Origin of the sequence: Streptomyces sp. (genome assembly GCF_036524955.1) — a bacterium.
Classification (GTDB): Bacteria; Actinomycetota; Actinomycetes; order Streptomycetales; family Streptomycetaceae; genus Actinacidiphila.
Genome location: NZ_DATDBG010000257.1, coordinates 1 through 14,346 on the forward strand (window position 1 = coordinate 1; position 14,346 = coordinate 14,346).

11 protein-coding genes and 1 rRNA gene are annotated in these 14,346 nt (G+C 71.1%); 4 read left to right on the forward strand and 8 right to left on the reverse strand.

Translation table 11 applies throughout. The features are described from left to right. Window positions 1-105 (forward strand): 5S ribosomal RNA (gene rrf, locus VIW71_RS20235); the annotation flags it as partial. 443 nt (window positions 106-548) lie between these two features. Here rrf and VIW71_RS20240 read toward each other — a convergent pair. The 8 genes from VIW71_RS20240 to VIW71_RS20275 all read right to left on the reverse strand — a co-directional run bounded on the left by VIW71_RS20240 (window position 549) and on the right by VIW71_RS20275 (window position 10,709). Beyond that, window positions 549-1,727 carry an ARPP-2 domain-containing protein gene (locus VIW71_RS20240; RefSeq protein WP_331623813.1) on the reverse strand — a complete coding sequence of 393 codons (1,179 nt, stop codon included), beginning with the start codon at window positions 1,725-1,727 and terminating at the stop codon, window positions 549-551. Next, window positions 1,724-3,220 carry a hypothetical protein gene (locus tag VIW71_RS20245; RefSeq protein WP_414720793.1) on the reverse strand — a complete coding sequence of 499 codons (1,497 nt, stop codon included), beginning with the start codon at window positions 3,218-3,220 and terminating at the stop codon, window positions 1,724-1,726. The genes VIW71_RS20240 and VIW71_RS20245 overlap by 4 nt, the downstream gene beginning before the upstream one ends. 184 nt (window positions 3,221-3,404) lie before the next feature. Continuing rightward, window positions 3,405-5,009 carry a type IV secretory system conjugative DNA transfer family protein gene (locus VIW71_RS20250; protein ID WP_331623816.1) on the reverse strand — a complete coding sequence of 535 codons (1,605 nt, stop codon included), beginning with the start codon at window positions 5,007-5,009 and terminating at the stop codon, window positions 3,405-3,407. Window positions 5,010-5,013: 4 nt separating this feature from the next. After that, the gene (locus tag VIW71_RS20255; RefSeq protein WP_331623840.1) at window positions 5,014-6,441 is read right to left on the reverse strand and encodes an ATP-binding protein; all 1,428 of its coding nucleotides are present in this window, start codon (window positions 6,439-6,441) and stop codon (window positions 5,014-5,016) included. 37 nt (window positions 6,442-6,478) lie between these two features. Next, complete coding sequence (locus VIW71_RS20260; RefSeq protein WP_331623818.1) at window positions 6,479-8,023, reverse strand: SCO6880 family protein; 1,545 nt, start codon at window positions 8,021-8,023, stop codon at window positions 6,479-6,481. After that, window positions 8,020-9,345, reverse strand: a complete 1,326-nt coding sequence (locus VIW71_RS20265) for a hypothetical protein (RefSeq protein ID WP_331623819.1) — start codon at window positions 9,343-9,345, stop codon at window positions 8,020-8,022. Before VIW71_RS20265 ends, VIW71_RS20260 begins: the two co-directional genes overlap by 4 nt. Further along, window positions 9,335-10,159: a hypothetical protein gene (locus VIW71_RS20270; RefSeq protein WP_331623820.1), complete on the reverse strand. Its 825-nt coding sequence runs from the start codon at window positions 10,157-10,159 to the stop codon at window positions 9,335-9,337. The genes VIW71_RS20265 and VIW71_RS20270 overlap by 11 nt, the downstream gene beginning before the upstream one ends. Window positions 10,160-10,400: 241 nt before the next feature. Next, entirely contained in the window at window positions 10,401-10,709 is a 309-nt protein-coding gene (locus tag VIW71_RS20275) for a hypothetical protein (RefSeq protein WP_331623841.1), read from the reverse strand. Window positions 10,710-11,006: 297 nt separating this feature from the next. Between VIW71_RS20275 and VIW71_RS20280 the strand changes: the two genes are divergently transcribed. The 3 genes from VIW71_RS20280 (at window position 11,007) to VIW71_RS20290 (ending at window position 14,289) form a co-directional block, all read left to right on the forward strand. Next, entirely contained in the window at window positions 11,007-12,005 is a 999-nt protein-coding gene (locus VIW71_RS20280; protein ID WP_331623822.1) for a bifunctional lytic transglycosylase/C40 family peptidase, read from the forward strand. A gap of 320 nt (window positions 12,006-12,325) precedes the next feature. Continuing rightward, window positions 12,326-13,018: a phosphatase PAP2 family protein gene (locus VIW71_RS20285; RefSeq protein ID WP_331623823.1), complete on the forward strand. Its 693-nt coding sequence runs from the start codon at window positions 12,326-12,328 to the stop codon at window positions 13,016-13,018. A gap of 602 nt (window positions 13,019-13,620) precedes the next feature. Then, window positions 13,621-14,289: a hypothetical protein gene (locus VIW71_RS20290; protein ID WP_331623824.1), complete on the forward strand. Its 669-nt coding sequence runs from the start codon at window positions 13,621-13,623 to the stop codon at window positions 14,287-14,289. The last annotated feature ends 57 nt before the right edge of the window (window positions 14,290-14,346 follow it).

The window sequence follows — 14,346 nt, forward strand, 5'->3', positions numbered from 1 at the left end:
AGCGTTAGGGAAACGCCCGGTTACATTCCGAACCCGGAAGCTAAGCCTTTCAGCGCCGATGGTACTGCAGGGGGGACCCTGTGGGAGAGTAGGACACCGCCGAACAAATAGTGGGCCCCGGCTCCCGTGTATTCCACGGGAGCCGGGGCCATTTTGCGTTGTACTGCCGGGAGATGCGGTACAAGATACAGCCGAGGTGTTCCGTCGGGGCCTCGGGCAGGCGAGGCCCTGGGTGAGGAATTCACCGAGTACCGGGCAGAGGAGGGCGGCGAGGGCCGGTGGCGTTCCCGCAGGCGCCGAGGATCCAGCCGCCGCGCTCCCCGGAGAAGCGGGTGTTCAGCAGCCTGACCGCGAGCGGTATGAAATGAGCTGCCGCGCCGACTGCCTGGACCGCGCGGGCTGCGATGAACGCGCCCGGGCTCGGGGGCGAGCGCGCACGCCGCCCAAGCCAGTGGTCCGGCGGATGGTACGTCTCGGGGAGGTCGGGACACGCGCACCGTGATGGTGTGGCCCGGCCCCGGAGAGCGCAGGTGCGCAGCTCCGGCCGGTCAACGGCGGTTCGTACGCGGTTTCGCGGCGCGGCGGTAGGCCGCCAGTACCTCCGGGCGCAGCAGGAATCCGAAGCCTGCGGATTCGAGCCGCAGTGCCAACTGGCCGTCCGTCAGGCCGAGGTCGGTCGCGGTGGCGCTCAGGTGCCAGTCGTGGGCGGCCAGTCGGGTGAGCAGGTGACCGCGGCGGGTCTGGGTCTCGGAGAGGCGGAATGTCTTGAGATAGCCGACGCGGCCGTCCGGGGCGGTGATGGCTTCGCCGATGTGGTTCTCCTGGTGGGGGCGGAAGGGCGGCAGGAAGCGCAGCAGGGTGAAGTCGCCGGCGCGGTAGGCGGTCTGGGCGATGTACTCGGGGCCGAGCAGGTCCGCGGCCATGATCCCGTCGTGGAAGGCGGCCCAGCCGCGCTGCTCCTCGGCGACGGCCGCCCGCAGCTGCGCGAGGCCGGCCACGTCCGGCAGGCGTGGTACGAAGTCGGGCACGGCGGCGCTCAGCAGGGCGTAGTGGTGGACGAGTTCGCCGTAGAGGTCGTTGATGAGCGTGGTGTGCAGGGCACGGAAGTCGTCGGGGTGGGGTACGACGAAGGCGGTGGCGAGTGCGTCGGCCGCGTACACCATGACGCCGCACTGGCCGGGGTGGAGCTCGAACACCCGCAGCGCGTCGCTGAGCCCGCGGACCGCGGCGCCGGTGCACGCCTCCTCGACCCGCGGCGACAGGCCGGTGCGCAGGGCTCGCCGGGACCACTCGTCCCAGGCGATCGGGGGTCCGCCGAAGTGCAGGGCGAGGTAGCCCTCGACGGCGAGGTGCAGCGGCAGGAACCGCAACCGCCGCTTGGCCTCGCGCTGGACCATGCGGCGGTGGGCGCGCACCGGGACGTAAGCCACCGGTTCGCCCTCCGGAGCGCCGCGCCGCAGGTGGGTGCCGTAGGCCGCGCCCGGCCCGGTGTGGCCGGCGTCCGCGCCCCAGTCGGCCACGAAGCCGTGCGGGATGTACGAGACATACGCCGTCCCGGGACGGACGCTGACAGGGCCGGCCTCCCCCTCGTACAGTCGCGCGTGCAGCCGCAGGCCCGGGAGGGGTTCGTCGCGGACCAGCGGGACGAGGCGGATGCCGCCCCACACCTGGGCGGGCCGGGGCGCCAGGCCGGCGAGGTCGAGGCGGAAGGGGCGGCGAGGGGTCATCGGGCGGCCTCCTTGCGGGCGGCGGACTCCTGCGGGGCGAGGAAGGCGGCGATCCGGGTGGCCAGGTGGGCGCGGAGTTCCGGCAGTCCGGTGCGACCGGTGGCGAAGGCGGCCAGTTCGGTCAGGGACGGCAGGTCCTCGGCGTCGCGGATGCCGGCGGTGGGGACGCCGGGGGCGAGTCGGCGGACATCGAAGCCGTCCGCGTCATAGACGGGGTTGAGGTGGACGATCGCGGTGCGGCCGGCCGGGTCCAGGCGGGTGCGCCAGACGCGCAGCACCTCGGCGGCCAGGCCCGGCGGGGCGTTGTCCCAGCCGTCGGAGATGATCACAAGGCGGTCGGGGGCGGTTTCCAGGGCGTCCAGGATTCGGGTGCCGAGCGGTGTCGGGCCGTAGGGGAAGGTGAGCAGCGCGTCCTTGCGTCCGGAGGCCCACAGGGGGATGTACGTGGCGGCCAGTGCTTCCAGCAGGTGGTGGGCGGCGAGCGCGACGGCGAGTGGGCGGCGGCGTTTGTGGCCGGAGGCGTTCGTGGAGTGGCTGTCGTCGAGGACGGCGGAGACCCGGCCCCAGGTGCCGGTCGCGGGGCCGGCGGCGTGGCGGGCCGCGGTGCGCAGCGCGCCGGTCAGTTCGGCGCGGCGGGCAGCCCGTTCGTCCAGCGGCAGGCCGAGGACGTACGAGGCGAGCCGGGTCAGGCGCATGCGGGTGAGGCCGGTGCGGACGGCGGTCGCGTCGGCCTGGCGGGCGGACTCCTGGAGCCGGAGGCGCTCCAGGCCGGTCATCCGGGGGGCGATGTGGTCCAGGAAGGCGGCGCGGGGTATGGCGTGGCGGGCCGCGAAGCCCTCGGCGACCGTGAACGGGAGGTCGTAGACGGCCTTCCGCTCGTAGTGCGCGCGGCGCCAGGTCTCCAGCAACGGGGTGTCGTAGCGCGGCCGGGTGTGCGGGGCGAACAGGAAGGGGCCCAACTCCGCTTCCGGGAGGCGCAGGTGGGCGTGGCGGACCGCGGTCTTCACGCCCGCGCGGTACTTCACCGCGTCGAACGCCGGGTCGGGGCGGGTGGCCAGCCAGTCCCGGATGATCGCCCGGGTGCGGCGGTTGTTGACCCTCGCCCGGCGCAGTGCGGCGAACAGCCCGTACACCCGCTGCGGCGGCAGCAGTACCAGTCGACGGGCGATCAGCGCGCCTTCGGCGGACCGTTGTTCCGCGCTTGCCTCGGAGGCGGACTCCAGCAGTCGGCGGATGATCAGCGCCGCGTTGTGGTCGTTGATGTCGAGAGCGAGCGTGGCCGCGTACAGCTCTCGGTAGTTGCCGAGCAGGTAGGCGTGCAGGAAGTCGAGCGAGAGCCGCTGCTCGTACGCCTCGGAGTGGAATTCGCGCTGGCCGGTGGCGGTGATGGCCGCGTTGACGAAGAGCAGGACGTCCTCGGCGGCGATCAGGCCCTCGGTGGCGGGCGGCTGGGTCGGCACCGGCACTTCCTCCGTGAGAGGTGGTGGTGACATGCGGCGGTGCCGGCCGGGGTGTGAGGGCGCGAGCTGCGAATCATTGCTGTACAGGCAGGTTCCGGAAGTCGCGCCGGAGTCCCGCGGCCGGCCCTGGCACCGTAACAGGAGGAGTGCGGGCGGCTCGCCCGGTTTTCGGGCGGTTGCCGGGTGGGCCGATCCACCGACGGGAGACCGTCCTCCTTCAGCGGAGCCGGACCACGTCCGGGACCGACGGCGGCAGTGCGCCGGCTGTCTCGTCGCCGAGGGCGAGGCGGATGTCGGCGTTCTGCCAGAGGGGGGAGTGCCAGCGGGCGAGGGCCTGTTCGGGGGAGCGCAGGACGGCGAGGGTGGGCAGGCCGGCGGCGTGGCCGGTGGTGAGGAGGTCGGGCAGTTCGGGGAGCGGTGCGAGGGCGGCGACATCGTCGAGGACGAGGGTCAGTGGTGGGTCGAGCCGACCGGCGGATGACCCTGCGGCCATGCGCCGGCCGTGCTCGACCACGCTGGAGACGAGTGCGGTGAGCAGCGGCATCGCACCCGGGTGGGAGCGCGGGTCCTCGATCCGTTCGCCCACCACGTAGAGGGTTCCCCGTTCGGCGACGAACGACTCCAGGTCGGGGCCGCCGGCCTTGGCGGGATTGCAGGCGTCGCGGATGTGCACGGAGTTCAGGGGTTCCAGGGTGTGGCGGATCAAAGCCTGGGCGGCGTCGCGGCGTTCGGGGTGCGCGTGCAGGACGGACTCCAGTTCGCCGCTCCAGCCGGAGGCCGCGGCCGGGGCGGTCCGCAGGATCCGTACCGCCTCGCCCGCCCAGGAGCCCCCGTTCGCCCAGCGCTGGACCTGTCGGAAAGGGCGGCCGTCCACGGCGGCGGCGTGCAGCCAGCAGCGCAGCAGCGTCACGGCGGTGTCGTGGACGATGGCCTCGTCGGCGCGGGCGGTCCGCAAGGGGGCGAGCAGTGCGCCCGCCCGTATCGCCGCGGTCCGCGGGTGCTCGCAGCCGTCGTGCGGCGCCCAGCGCAGCCGTCCGGGCACGTCCAGCAGGTGCGCGGGGTCGTAGACGTGGACCGGGCCGAGCTTGGCGCGGTTGCCGACGGTCTGGCTGTACGTGTCCGGGTCCGCGGTGGTGACGACGACGGGTCCCGCGGCGGCCAGGACGGCGGGCTGGGTGACGCGTTTGGCCTTGTCACCGCGGGGGTCGGCGAACAGCGCGTAGGTGCGGGTGACTTCGCCGTCGGCGAGCGAGGCGGTCCGGGGGTCGCCCGTGCCGGAGACGGGGGCCGGGCCGGCGGCGGGCGCCGCAGCCGGTACCGGCGGGAGCGGCGAGGTGGGCGCGTCGTCGCGGTCGACGGGGGCGGCGTGCGGCACGGTACGGAACCAGGCGTCCAGGCCGTCGTCGGCCTTCTGCTTCACCGGGGGGCGCGGCGTGGGCAGGGGCGCCGGGTCGGCCGCCGGGGCGGCCCGGCGGCGCGGGGTGCGCAGCCGGGCCACGGTGTTGATCGCCCACACCGTGAGCACCGCGAGCACCATGAGCTGCCCGATGAGGATGCCCCAGAACAGCCCGGGGCCGGGCAGCTCGCCGACGGGCGTGCCGGGCCAGGCGGCGGCGATGTCGTGTGGTTCGGCGATCAGCGCGCGCATCGCCCGGGGCGTGCGGGCGAAGTGGGCGTCGTGCGGCCAGGAGCCGTGCGCGAGCAGCCCGGCGACGCCGGTGGCCGTCCACACCAGCACGGTCACGCCGAGCAGGAAGCCGATGAGGCCGACGATCAGGCCGTCCGGCAGGCCACCGGGCTCGTTCTTCCTGCGGTCCGCCATGTCGTCACGCCACCGCGTCGTCGGCCAACTGCTTCGCCAGCGCGACCTGGGCGGCGGCGTGCGCCTCGGCGCGGGCCTCCGCTTCGGCCTCGGCCTCCGCGTCGGCCTCCCGCTCGGCGGCGCGCTCCTGCGAGGTCTCGGTCATCGCGCGGTCGGTGAAGACCAGCGGCCGTTCGGCCTCGGTGATCAGGTGCTTGACCACCTGGACGTTGCCGTTGACGTCCCACACCGCGATCCCTGGGGTGAGGGTCGGGATGATCTCGACCGCCCAGCGGGGCAGGCCCAGCACCCGGCCGGTGGCGCGGGCCTCGTCGGCCTTCTGGGCGTAGACGGTCCGGGTGGAGGCCATCTTGAGGATCGCCGCGGCCTCCTTGGCGGCGGCGCCGTCCACCACGTCGGACAGGTGGTGGACGACCGCGACGAAGGACAGGCCGAGCCGCCGGCCGAACTTCAGCAGCCGCTGGAAGAGCTGCGCGACGAACGGTGAGTTGATGATGTGCCAGGCCTCCTCGACCAGGAAGATGCGCTTCTTCCGGTCGGGGCGGATCCAGGTGTGCTCCAGCCACACGCCGACGATCGCCATCAGGATGGGCATCGCGATCGAGTTGCGGTCGATGTGGGAGAGGTCGAAGACGATCAGCGGGGCGTCCAGGTCGATGCCGACGCTGGTCGGCCCGTCGAACATGCCCCGCAGGTCGCCGTCGACCAGCCGGTCGAGGACGAGCGCCACGTCGAGACCCCAGGCGCGTACGTCGTCGACCTCGACGTTCATGCCCTCGGTGGACTCCGCGAGGGGGTGGCGCAGCCGCTCCACGATGTCGGTGAGGATGGGCTGGCGGTCCGTCACCGTCTCGGCCACGTAGGCGTGCGCGATCTTCAGTGCGAACCCGGACCGCTCGTCCAGGCCGCGGCCCATCGCGACCTCGATGATGGTGCGCAGCAGGGCGAGCTGGCCGGTGACGGTGATCGCCGGGTCCAGTGGGTTGAGCTTGATGCCGCCGTCGAGCGCGGCCATCGGGTCGAGGCGGATCGGGGTGAGGCCCATCGCCTTGGCGATCAGGTTCCACTCGCCGACGCCGTCCTCGCCCTGCGCGTCCAGCACCACGACCTGCCGGTCGCGGAACCGGAGCTGCCGCAGCACGTACGTCTTCTCCAGTGCCGACTTCCCGTTGCCGGACTCGCCGAGGACCAGCCAGTGCGGGGCGGGGAGCTGCTGGCCGTAGAGCTGGAAGGGGTCGTAGATGTAGCCCTTGCCGGAGTACACCTCGCGGCCGATGATCACACCGGAGTCGCCGAGTCCGGGTGCGGCGGTCGGCAGGTAGACGGCCTGGGCCTGGCCGGTGGAGGTGCGTACGGGCAACCGCGTCGTCTCCACCCGGCCGAAGAGGAAGCTGGTGAACGCGTCCGTGATCGCCGCGAGAGGGTCCAGCATGGGCATGGCGGTGGCCTCCTCGTACGGGCAGCTCGGGCTAGCGGCGGATGCCGGTCGCGAACGGCAACGTATTGACGAATGCCCGGTGGTGCTCACGATCGCACCATTCGAGCTTCAAATACGACTTACCGGCGGACGCGCGGATCGTGCGCTTGTCGCGCGCCAGCGCTTCGGGGGAGCGCGCGGAGACCGTGATGTAGCCGACCAGGTTCACTCCGGCGGCCCCGCTGGCCAGATCCTCGCCGCGCTGGTCGATGCGGCCGTGGTGGGCCACGTCGCGCGGGTCCACCACCCGGTTCATCTTGGCCTGGCGGCTGGCCTCGGCATCGTCGTTGGTCTTCTCGGTCAGCATCCGCTCGATCGCCACATCGGTGGGTTCGAGGTCCATCGTCACCGCGACCGTACGGATCACGTCCGGGGTGTGCACCAGCAGCGGGGCCAGGAAGTTCACGCCGACCGGGGTGAGCGGCCACTCCTTGATCCACGCCGTGGCGTGGTGCCAGGGCGCGCGGGTCACCGACTCGCGGGTCTTGGCCTGGAGGAACGTGGGCTCGGTCGCGTCCAGTTCGGCCGGCCAGGTGTTGCGGCGGGTCATCGCCTGGATGTGGTCGATGGGGTGGTCCGGGTCGTACATCGAGTGCACCAGCGAGGCGAGCCGGGCCTGGCCGAGCGGCTGGCGGACCCGGATGTCGGCCTCGGCGAGGCGGGCGCAGATGTCGTTGAGCTCGCGGGCCATCACCGCGGCCAGGCCCGCGTCCTTGTCCACCTTGGCGCCGCGGGTGACGGTGGCGCGGGCCATCGCGTTGCCCTCGGCGGCCAGTTCGCGGGTGAAGTGCATGCACGCCACGAGGTAGGCGCGGTGCTGCTCGGAGGAGGTCGAGACCATCGACTGGAGCTGGTCGTAGGAGTCCTTGAGCCATGTCTCGGCGGTCGGGTCGCCGCGCAGCGCCACGTCCTTGGCGTGCGCGTCGGGGTCGGCGGGCAGGGTGCGGGCGAGCATCTGGAGGCGGGTCACGAAGCCGTCGCCGTTGGCCACGTGCTTGAGCAGCGTGCCGAACCGTTCCACCAGGGCTTCCTGGTCCTCGCTGTCGCGCAGGCCCACGCCGGGGCCCTCGATCTCGATCGCGGCCGTGACCGTACGGCGGTCCACGTGCAGCAGCACCGCGATCTCGTCCGGCCCGAACGGCGCCGCCAGCCAGGTGATCCGCCCGATCCCCGGTGGCGGTCCGACCTCGACCTCGCGCCCGTCCAGGCCGGTCCCGGCCTCCTGCACCGCGGACCGGTAGGAGGGGGAGACCCGGAGCGTACGGCGGTAGCTGCGGTTGATCTCGAACCAGCGGTAGAACGTACGCCTCCGGTACGGCATGTACACCGCGGCCAGGGCGAGCAGCGGCCAGCCGACCAGGCCGACGATCCGCAGCATGAGTATCGGAACCAGCAGGCCGCTGAGCATGCCGAGACCCGCGCCGGCGATGATCAGCGCGATCTCACCGGTCTCCCGGTTCTTGCCCACGATCGCGTTGGGCCGCGCCTTTCCGATCAGATACGTGCGGCGCGGTTGGGTGAAAGGCTGGGTCGTCACCGGCGATCACCTCCCTGGGAAGAGCCGTTGTTCGAGCCGGGGCCGGACCGGAAGGGGGGAGCTGTCCGGGCGGAGTCGGGGCGGGGGCCGCCGCTGCTGCCCGGTCCGGGGTTCCCGGTGCGAGTGCTGTGCGCGGCGACGCCGCCGGCCACCGGGTTGGACGGCTGGGGGGCGCCGCCGCCCTGGGCCTGCTCCTGCGGCCCGCCGCGGGCGCTGTGCGTCTTGATGCCCTGCTTGACCAGGGCGGCGGGCGAGGAGATCACGGCGGCGGCCTGGCTTCCGCCGGCCTCCTTGCGGCTGTTGCGCATACTCACCACGTCGTCACCGAAGCCGGGCACGAACCGGTAGATCATGAAGCTCGCGAAGATCGCCAGCAGGATGATGGCCAGGCCCGAGACGACCGCGGAGAACGCGTCGGGTCCGTTGTCCGTCGACGACAGCGCACCGGCCAGCCCGAGCACGATCACGATCACCGGTTTCACCAGGATCACCGCGATCATGATTCCGGCCCACCGCCTGACGTGGTGCCACATGTTCTTGTCGACCAGGCCCGCGTACACCGCCGTCCCCAGCATCGCGCCCACGTACAGCAGCGCCGCCCTGATCACCAGCTCCAGCCAGAGCACGCCGGCGGCCAGCACCGACACCAGCGACACGACGATCAGCATGATCGGCCCGCCGCCGATGTCCGTGCCCTTGGTGAGGGCGCCGGAGAACGAACCGAAGAACACGTCGGTGTTCGACTTCGTCCCGGACGAGATCACCTCGGTGACGCCGTCGGTCGCCGAGACCACCGTGTAGAGCACGAGCGGCGTGAACGCCGAGGCCAGCACGGTGAGCCAGAGGAACCCGACCGCCTCGGTCAGCGCCTCCGTCATCGGCACCCCGCGCACCGCCCGCTTCGCCACCGCCAGCAGCCACAGCACCAGCGTCAGGACGGTCGACGCGGCGAACACGACGGCGTACTGGCGCAGGAACGCGGTGTTCGTGAAGTCCACCTGCGTCGTCTTCGTCACCGCCGCGGACAGCTTGTCGATCGTCCACGCCGCGGCGTCCGCGCAGCCCCGCGCGAGCGAGCTGAGCGGGTCGAGGGAGTCGGTGGGGTTGGTGCCTTTGGCGGGGGCGGAGGGGTCGCCTTTGGTGCAGTACTGACGAGCCGGGCCCGCGATGAGCTCACACGGGTCACTGGTCGCACTCGGCGTCGGCGTCGGGGTGGGGGAGGGCGCGGCTGTGGCGCGGGCCGCGAGTGCCCAGACCGACGCCTGGACGCCTCCCAGGATCGCTGGGACCGACAGGAGACGAAGGTGGCGGCTAGCGGGCATAGGTGAAGCCTCCGAACCCCTGTACCGCATCCGCGATCTCGTCGGCCATGGACACGGGATTGTCCCCGCTGACGGGGGTTGGACCCTTGGTCTGGCCGGTCGTCAGGACCTTCCAGTCAGAACCGTTCCACCGCAGCTTGAATGTGACGGTGAACCAGCTGCTCGTCACCGGCTTGGTCGAATCATCGCCGGCGAGACCGAACAGCCCGTTGCACCAGACCGAGACATCGGCACCGGCGGCGTCGTAGCGGGTGACTTTTGCGCCTGCCGGCAGCGTTCTGCTGACGAATGTCTGGCCGCTCGGCGCCCGGCCGTCGGCGCTGAGGCCGATCTGGGCGTTGAACGCGGCGGAGTAGTCCCGGTCGAAGCCGGACTGGAGCGTGTCCAGAGTACTGGAGTCCGCTATCGCAGCCACGATCGTGTGTCGCCGTCCGGTGATGAACATTCCGTCCCCGCCCAGTGCCACCGCGTAGTTCGCCGCGGCTGATTGGGCGCCTTGGTCGGTGTGGGGGAAGCCGACCGGGATGCCGGCGTTCTTGCCGGTGACGGGGAGCCGGCCGGTGGGGGCGGTGGCGGTGGCGGCGTTCTCGGCGCGGGTGGAGGTGCCCGAGCCGCCGGAGGCGTCGGCGTCGGAGCCGGACTTGTGCCCGCCGCCGCGGTTGGCGAACGCGATCGCCGCGATGAGCAGCACGATGACGCTGACCACGGTCACCATCGCCCGCCGCGGCTGTTGCCGCCGCCCGCCACCGCCGTGCGTCCCGCGCCCCTCGGGCATCCGGGTCCTGGTCGGCGGTCCGTCCTGGCCGAGGCTCATCGCGCGGTCGCCCCCTGGGCTGCCGCGGGCACGCCGGAGCGGCGCGTGTCGCGGACGGCACCGCTGCTTGATCGAGTGGGCATCAGCACGCAGCCTCGGGTGGGAAGGTGAAGCCTGGGACGGGCTCCAGATCGGGGCCGGAGCCGCCGGCGGCGGGCTCCGGGTCGGACGCGGTGACGAGTGCGGATCCGGCTCCGGTGCGGTGACCGGGCGGGCCGGGCCCGTAGGGGTCTGGGTCTGTCTAGACGGCCATCCCGTACACGATGGTGAACAGCGTGCCGAGTGAGCCGATGATGAACACGCCGGTCAGCCCGGCGATGATCAATCCCTTGCCCTGCTCCGCGCTGAAGGTGTCGCGCAGAGCCGTCGCGCCGATCCGCTGTTTCGCCGCGCCCCAGACCGCGAGGGCCAGGCAGAGCAGGATCGCCACCGCCATGACCACCTCGATCATCACACGCGCTTCGTTGCCCAGGGACCCGAACGGTCCCCAGTCGGGGGCGATGCCACCGATGATGGTGTTGATATCGCCCTTCGCCGCTGCCAGGTACATATAACTCACCACCCCGCTCGATCAGTTGACCTCCCCGCCGGGGCGCAAGGGGGCCAGGATCTATCTTGACCGAGGATGCCGCTGTTGCATGTCGACTCGGCGACTTTCTCGGCGGATCGTCCGTGTGATCCGGCCTCTAGCCGTCAAACTGGTGCGCGGACCGGTGTTCGAAGGACATGGACGACTACTCTGTGTATCACGAGCGTCACCGGAGGGCAACGAGGGGTCCGGGTCCGTTCGGCTGGAACGTACGACAAACATACGGCGAACGTACGACTAGGGAAGGGACGACCGGGCATGGCGCGGAAGGTCTGGCTCTCCGTCATTATCGGTGCCGGCCTGGGCTTTTCGTTCCTGGGGCTGCTGGTGGTCGGTACGTTCTCGGCGGCGGCCGGACTGGCGAAGAACGGTACTCAGGTGACGCTGGCCAAGGGTACGGTTCCGGCCATATATCAGTCCGTTGTCCAGAAGTGGGGCAACCTCTGCCCGGCGCTGAACCCGGCGCTGCTCGCCGCCCAGCTCTACCAGGAGAGCGGGTGGGACGCCCACGCGCAGAGCCCTGCCCAGGCGCAGGGCATCGCGCAGTTCATCCCCGGCACCTGGGCGACGCACGGCGTGGACGGCAACGGGGACGGCCGCACCGACGTCTGGGACCCGCAGGACGCGATCCCCTCCGCGGCCTCGTACGACTGCGAGCTGGCCTCGTACGTGAAGGACGTACCCGGCGACACCACCGACAACATGCTCGCCTCGTACAACGCGGGGGCGTACGCGGTGATCAGGTACGGCGGCGTCCCGCCGTACGCCGAGACGCGGAACTACGTCAAGATCATCCGCTCGCTGGAGAAGAGTTTCGCGGCGCCGGTCGGACGGGTGGCGCCGTCGCAGCAGGCCGCCGCGGCGATCTACTACGCGCAGCAGCAGCTCGGCAAGAAGTACCTGTGGGGCGGCGAGGGCACCCCGGAGCAGGGTGGACGGTTCGACTGCTCGGGCCTGACGCAGGCGTCGTACCGCTCGGTCGGCATCGAGCTGCCGCGCGTGGCGAACGACCAGTGGAACGCCGGCCCGCACCCCGCCCGGTCCGAACTCCTCCCCGGTGATCTGGTGTTCTTCGCGTACGACCTCAACGACCCGCGGTCGATCCACCATGTCGGCATCTACGTGGGCGGCGGCTACATGATCGACGCGCCGCGCACCGGGGCGGTGATCCGGTTCGACCCGATCGACACGCCCGACTACATCGGGGCGACGCGGGTCACCCGGGACGGGGCGCAGGCGCTGCCGGTGAGTGCCTAGCAACTTCCGGTCACCCGCGGTCCGTTCGCGCGTGCTCGTCGGTACGGCGGCGGCCGTTGTGGGGCCCGTGGGGCGAGTGCGCATGGTGAGGTTCTGGCCCAAGGGTCGTCGGTAGTGGATGATTTGTCCGTATCCCCTGGTCACCCTTGCATAACGGCATGGTGATCATCCGGCGAAGACCGGAACGCTACGTACCGTGGCGACCGTTGTACGGGGAGAATGGCACGGGACTCAAGCGACGGGGGTTGCACACGAGCCGAGCCGGACGCACAGCCAGTTGCGCGTTATGCGCGTAATGCGAGGTAAGGGGCACCACCGCTATGGCAGAGGTCGCTAACGACAGCGTGAACCCCGACATCAGCCTGCTCCGCGACATCAACGACTTCGCCAAACACGCGCCCCGCGGCGTCGACCGGGCCGTCGAGTTCTTCGGCGAGTACGGACTGATCGCCCTGCTGACCGTGCTCGCCGGTTGGTGCTGGTGGCGCGTCGCCCGCCGCAGCACCGACGCCCCGGCAGCGGTCGCCGGCGTCCTGTGGGCCGCGCTCGCCGCTGTCGTCGCGCTGCTGCTCAACATCCCCATCCGCGCGTTCGTCCAGCGCCCGAGGCCCTACGACGAACACGACGGACTCGACGTCCTGGTCCACGATCAGAACGGCTTCTCCTTCGTCAGCGACCATGCCACCCTGGCCGCAGCTCTCGCCGTCGGCCTCTTCATGGTCAGCCGCAAGGCCGGCGTCGTCGCCGTACTGCTCGCCCTGTGTGAAGGCCTCACCCGCGTCTACCTGGGCGTCCACTACCCCACCGACGTCATCGGCGGGTTCGCCCTCGGCGCCGCGACCGCCCTCCTCCTCGCCCCCCTCGCCCTGGCCCTCCTCACCGCCCTCACCACCCGCGCCGCCCTCACCCGCGCCGCCTTCCTGGTCCACGCCCAGCCCTTTCCCGGACCGCCCGCGCAGGACCGCCGCACCCCGAGGCGGCACAGCGCGGACGACAAGGACCTTGCGGCGTGAAGGGTTGGCCTCGGGCCGTCACGGCACCCCCGCTCCCGTTTCCGTCGTACCGGGGGATGCCCCCGGCCTGGCACATGGTGTCCTCAACACGTAAGTCCCCGCCCGAACCCCGACCCTCGTCCGTACCTTCGTCTGAGGCGCCGAGGCTGTGCAGGTGACGACGGCCACGAGACAAGGCTGCCCTGCCGGCCACCGGACTCACTCCTTCGGGTGGTGCTCCGCCCTCCGGCCGGGAATCGGGGTCGGCGGACGGTTCGGGGGTGGCACGATGGGTGACCGGAAGCTCCTTGGTCCGTAGCGGAAGTTGTCACTCTCGCGACGGCAAGGAGCTTCTCTTTGTCCTGGACGTCCAGCCCCCTGACTGCTTCGGGCAGGTGGCGGCTCCCCCGGCACCTGATCCCCCGTGACTCCCCGCCGATGGGGGTGGGAAGGTCTTGGCGTGAAGGGGATGTGAAGTGTGGATGCGGACAGGCGGCGATCGGGAGGCGCCACTGCGGCCCCTTGGTGCACGCCGGTAGTGTTTTGGCTTACTCGCGATACCTGGGAGTGGTCGCACCGCTCCTACATGACTGAATGCCGGACGACTCACGGGGGACAACGACGTGACCCGCTCTTCCCTGTCCATCGCTGTCGCCTCCGCCATGTCGGCGGGCCTGCTGCTGACCGCTTGTGGCGGGGGTGGTTCCGACACCTCGGACAAGATCCAGCCCTCGGCCACGGCTGCGACGGCCCCGACGGCGTCGGCGTCGGCGACGCCGTCCGCCACGCAGGCTGCGGGGCGAGGGGCCCCGACGTTCGATCTGCCGTCGGACATCACCGTGGACTTCAAGGGGTTCGACAGCAGCGACCCGGAGAAGAAGGCTGCGCTGACGGACGCGACGTACGCGGCGAGGGCTGTAATTGAGTTCGAAGCGAAGGTCTATACGAAGGAGACACCCAACTTCAAGCGCTTCTGGACCGGCGTTCACGGGGCGGAGTTCGCCGATTCGATCATCTCTCAGGCCAAGGACGGTGCCGTCGTCACGGGGAGCTTTCACTACTACAGTCCCGTGGTGAAGTCCATTGCGACCGGAAATCTGTCGGTTCAGTACTGTGAGGACCAACGGAAGGCCTACTCCAAGGATTCAAAGACCGGCGAGGTCAATGTGACTACACCGTCGCTCTCGGACTTCATGGCATGGAACCTGCTGATGACGAAGGGACCGACCGGGGAGTGGCAGGTCTTCGACCACACGTGGGTTCAGGGGGCGAAGCAGTGCCAGGTCGCCTGACGGATCGACTTTTCCGGACCTCCGTCGTCATTCTGGCGTGTGTCTCCCTGCTCGCTG

What these genes read in the sequence shown, in the direction of transcription:
- VIW71_RS20270 (WP_331623820.1), bottom strand. Translation starts at nt 10,159, where the DNA reads ATGAGCCTCGGCCAGGACGGACCGCCGACCAGGACCCGGATGCCCGAG.
- VIW71_RS20275 (WP_331623841.1), bottom strand. Translation starts at nt 10,709, where the DNA reads ATGTACCTGGCAGCGGCGAAGGGCGATATCAACACCATCATCGGTGGC.
- VIW71_RS20245 (WP_414720793.1), bottom strand. Translation starts at nt 3,220, where the DNA reads ATGTCACCACCACCTCTCACGGAGGAAGTGCCGGTGCCGACCCAGCCG.
- VIW71_RS20250 (WP_331623816.1), bottom strand. Translation starts at nt 5,009, where the DNA reads ATGGCGGACCGCAGGAAGAACGAGCCCGGTGGCCTGCCGGACGGCCTG.
- VIW71_RS20285 (WP_331623823.1), top strand. Translation starts at nt 12,326, where the DNA reads ATGGCAGAGGTCGCTAACGACAGCGTGAACCCCGACATCAGCCTGCTC.
- VIW71_RS20240 (WP_331623813.1), bottom strand. Translation starts at nt 1,727, where the DNA reads ATGACCCCTCGCCGCCCCTTCCGCCTCGACCTCGCCGGCCTGGCGCCC.
- VIW71_RS20265 (WP_331623819.1), bottom strand. Translation starts at nt 9,345, where the DNA reads ATGCCCGCTAGCCGCCACCTTCGTCTCCTGTCGGTCCCAGCGATCCTG.
- VIW71_RS20280 (WP_331623822.1), top strand. Translation starts at nt 11,007, where the DNA reads ATGGCGCGGAAGGTCTGGCTCTCCGTCATTATCGGTGCCGGCCTGGGC.
- VIW71_RS20255 (WP_331623840.1), bottom strand. Translation starts at nt 6,441, where the DNA reads ATGCTGGACCCTCTCGCGGCGATCACGGACGCGTTCACCAGCTTCCTC.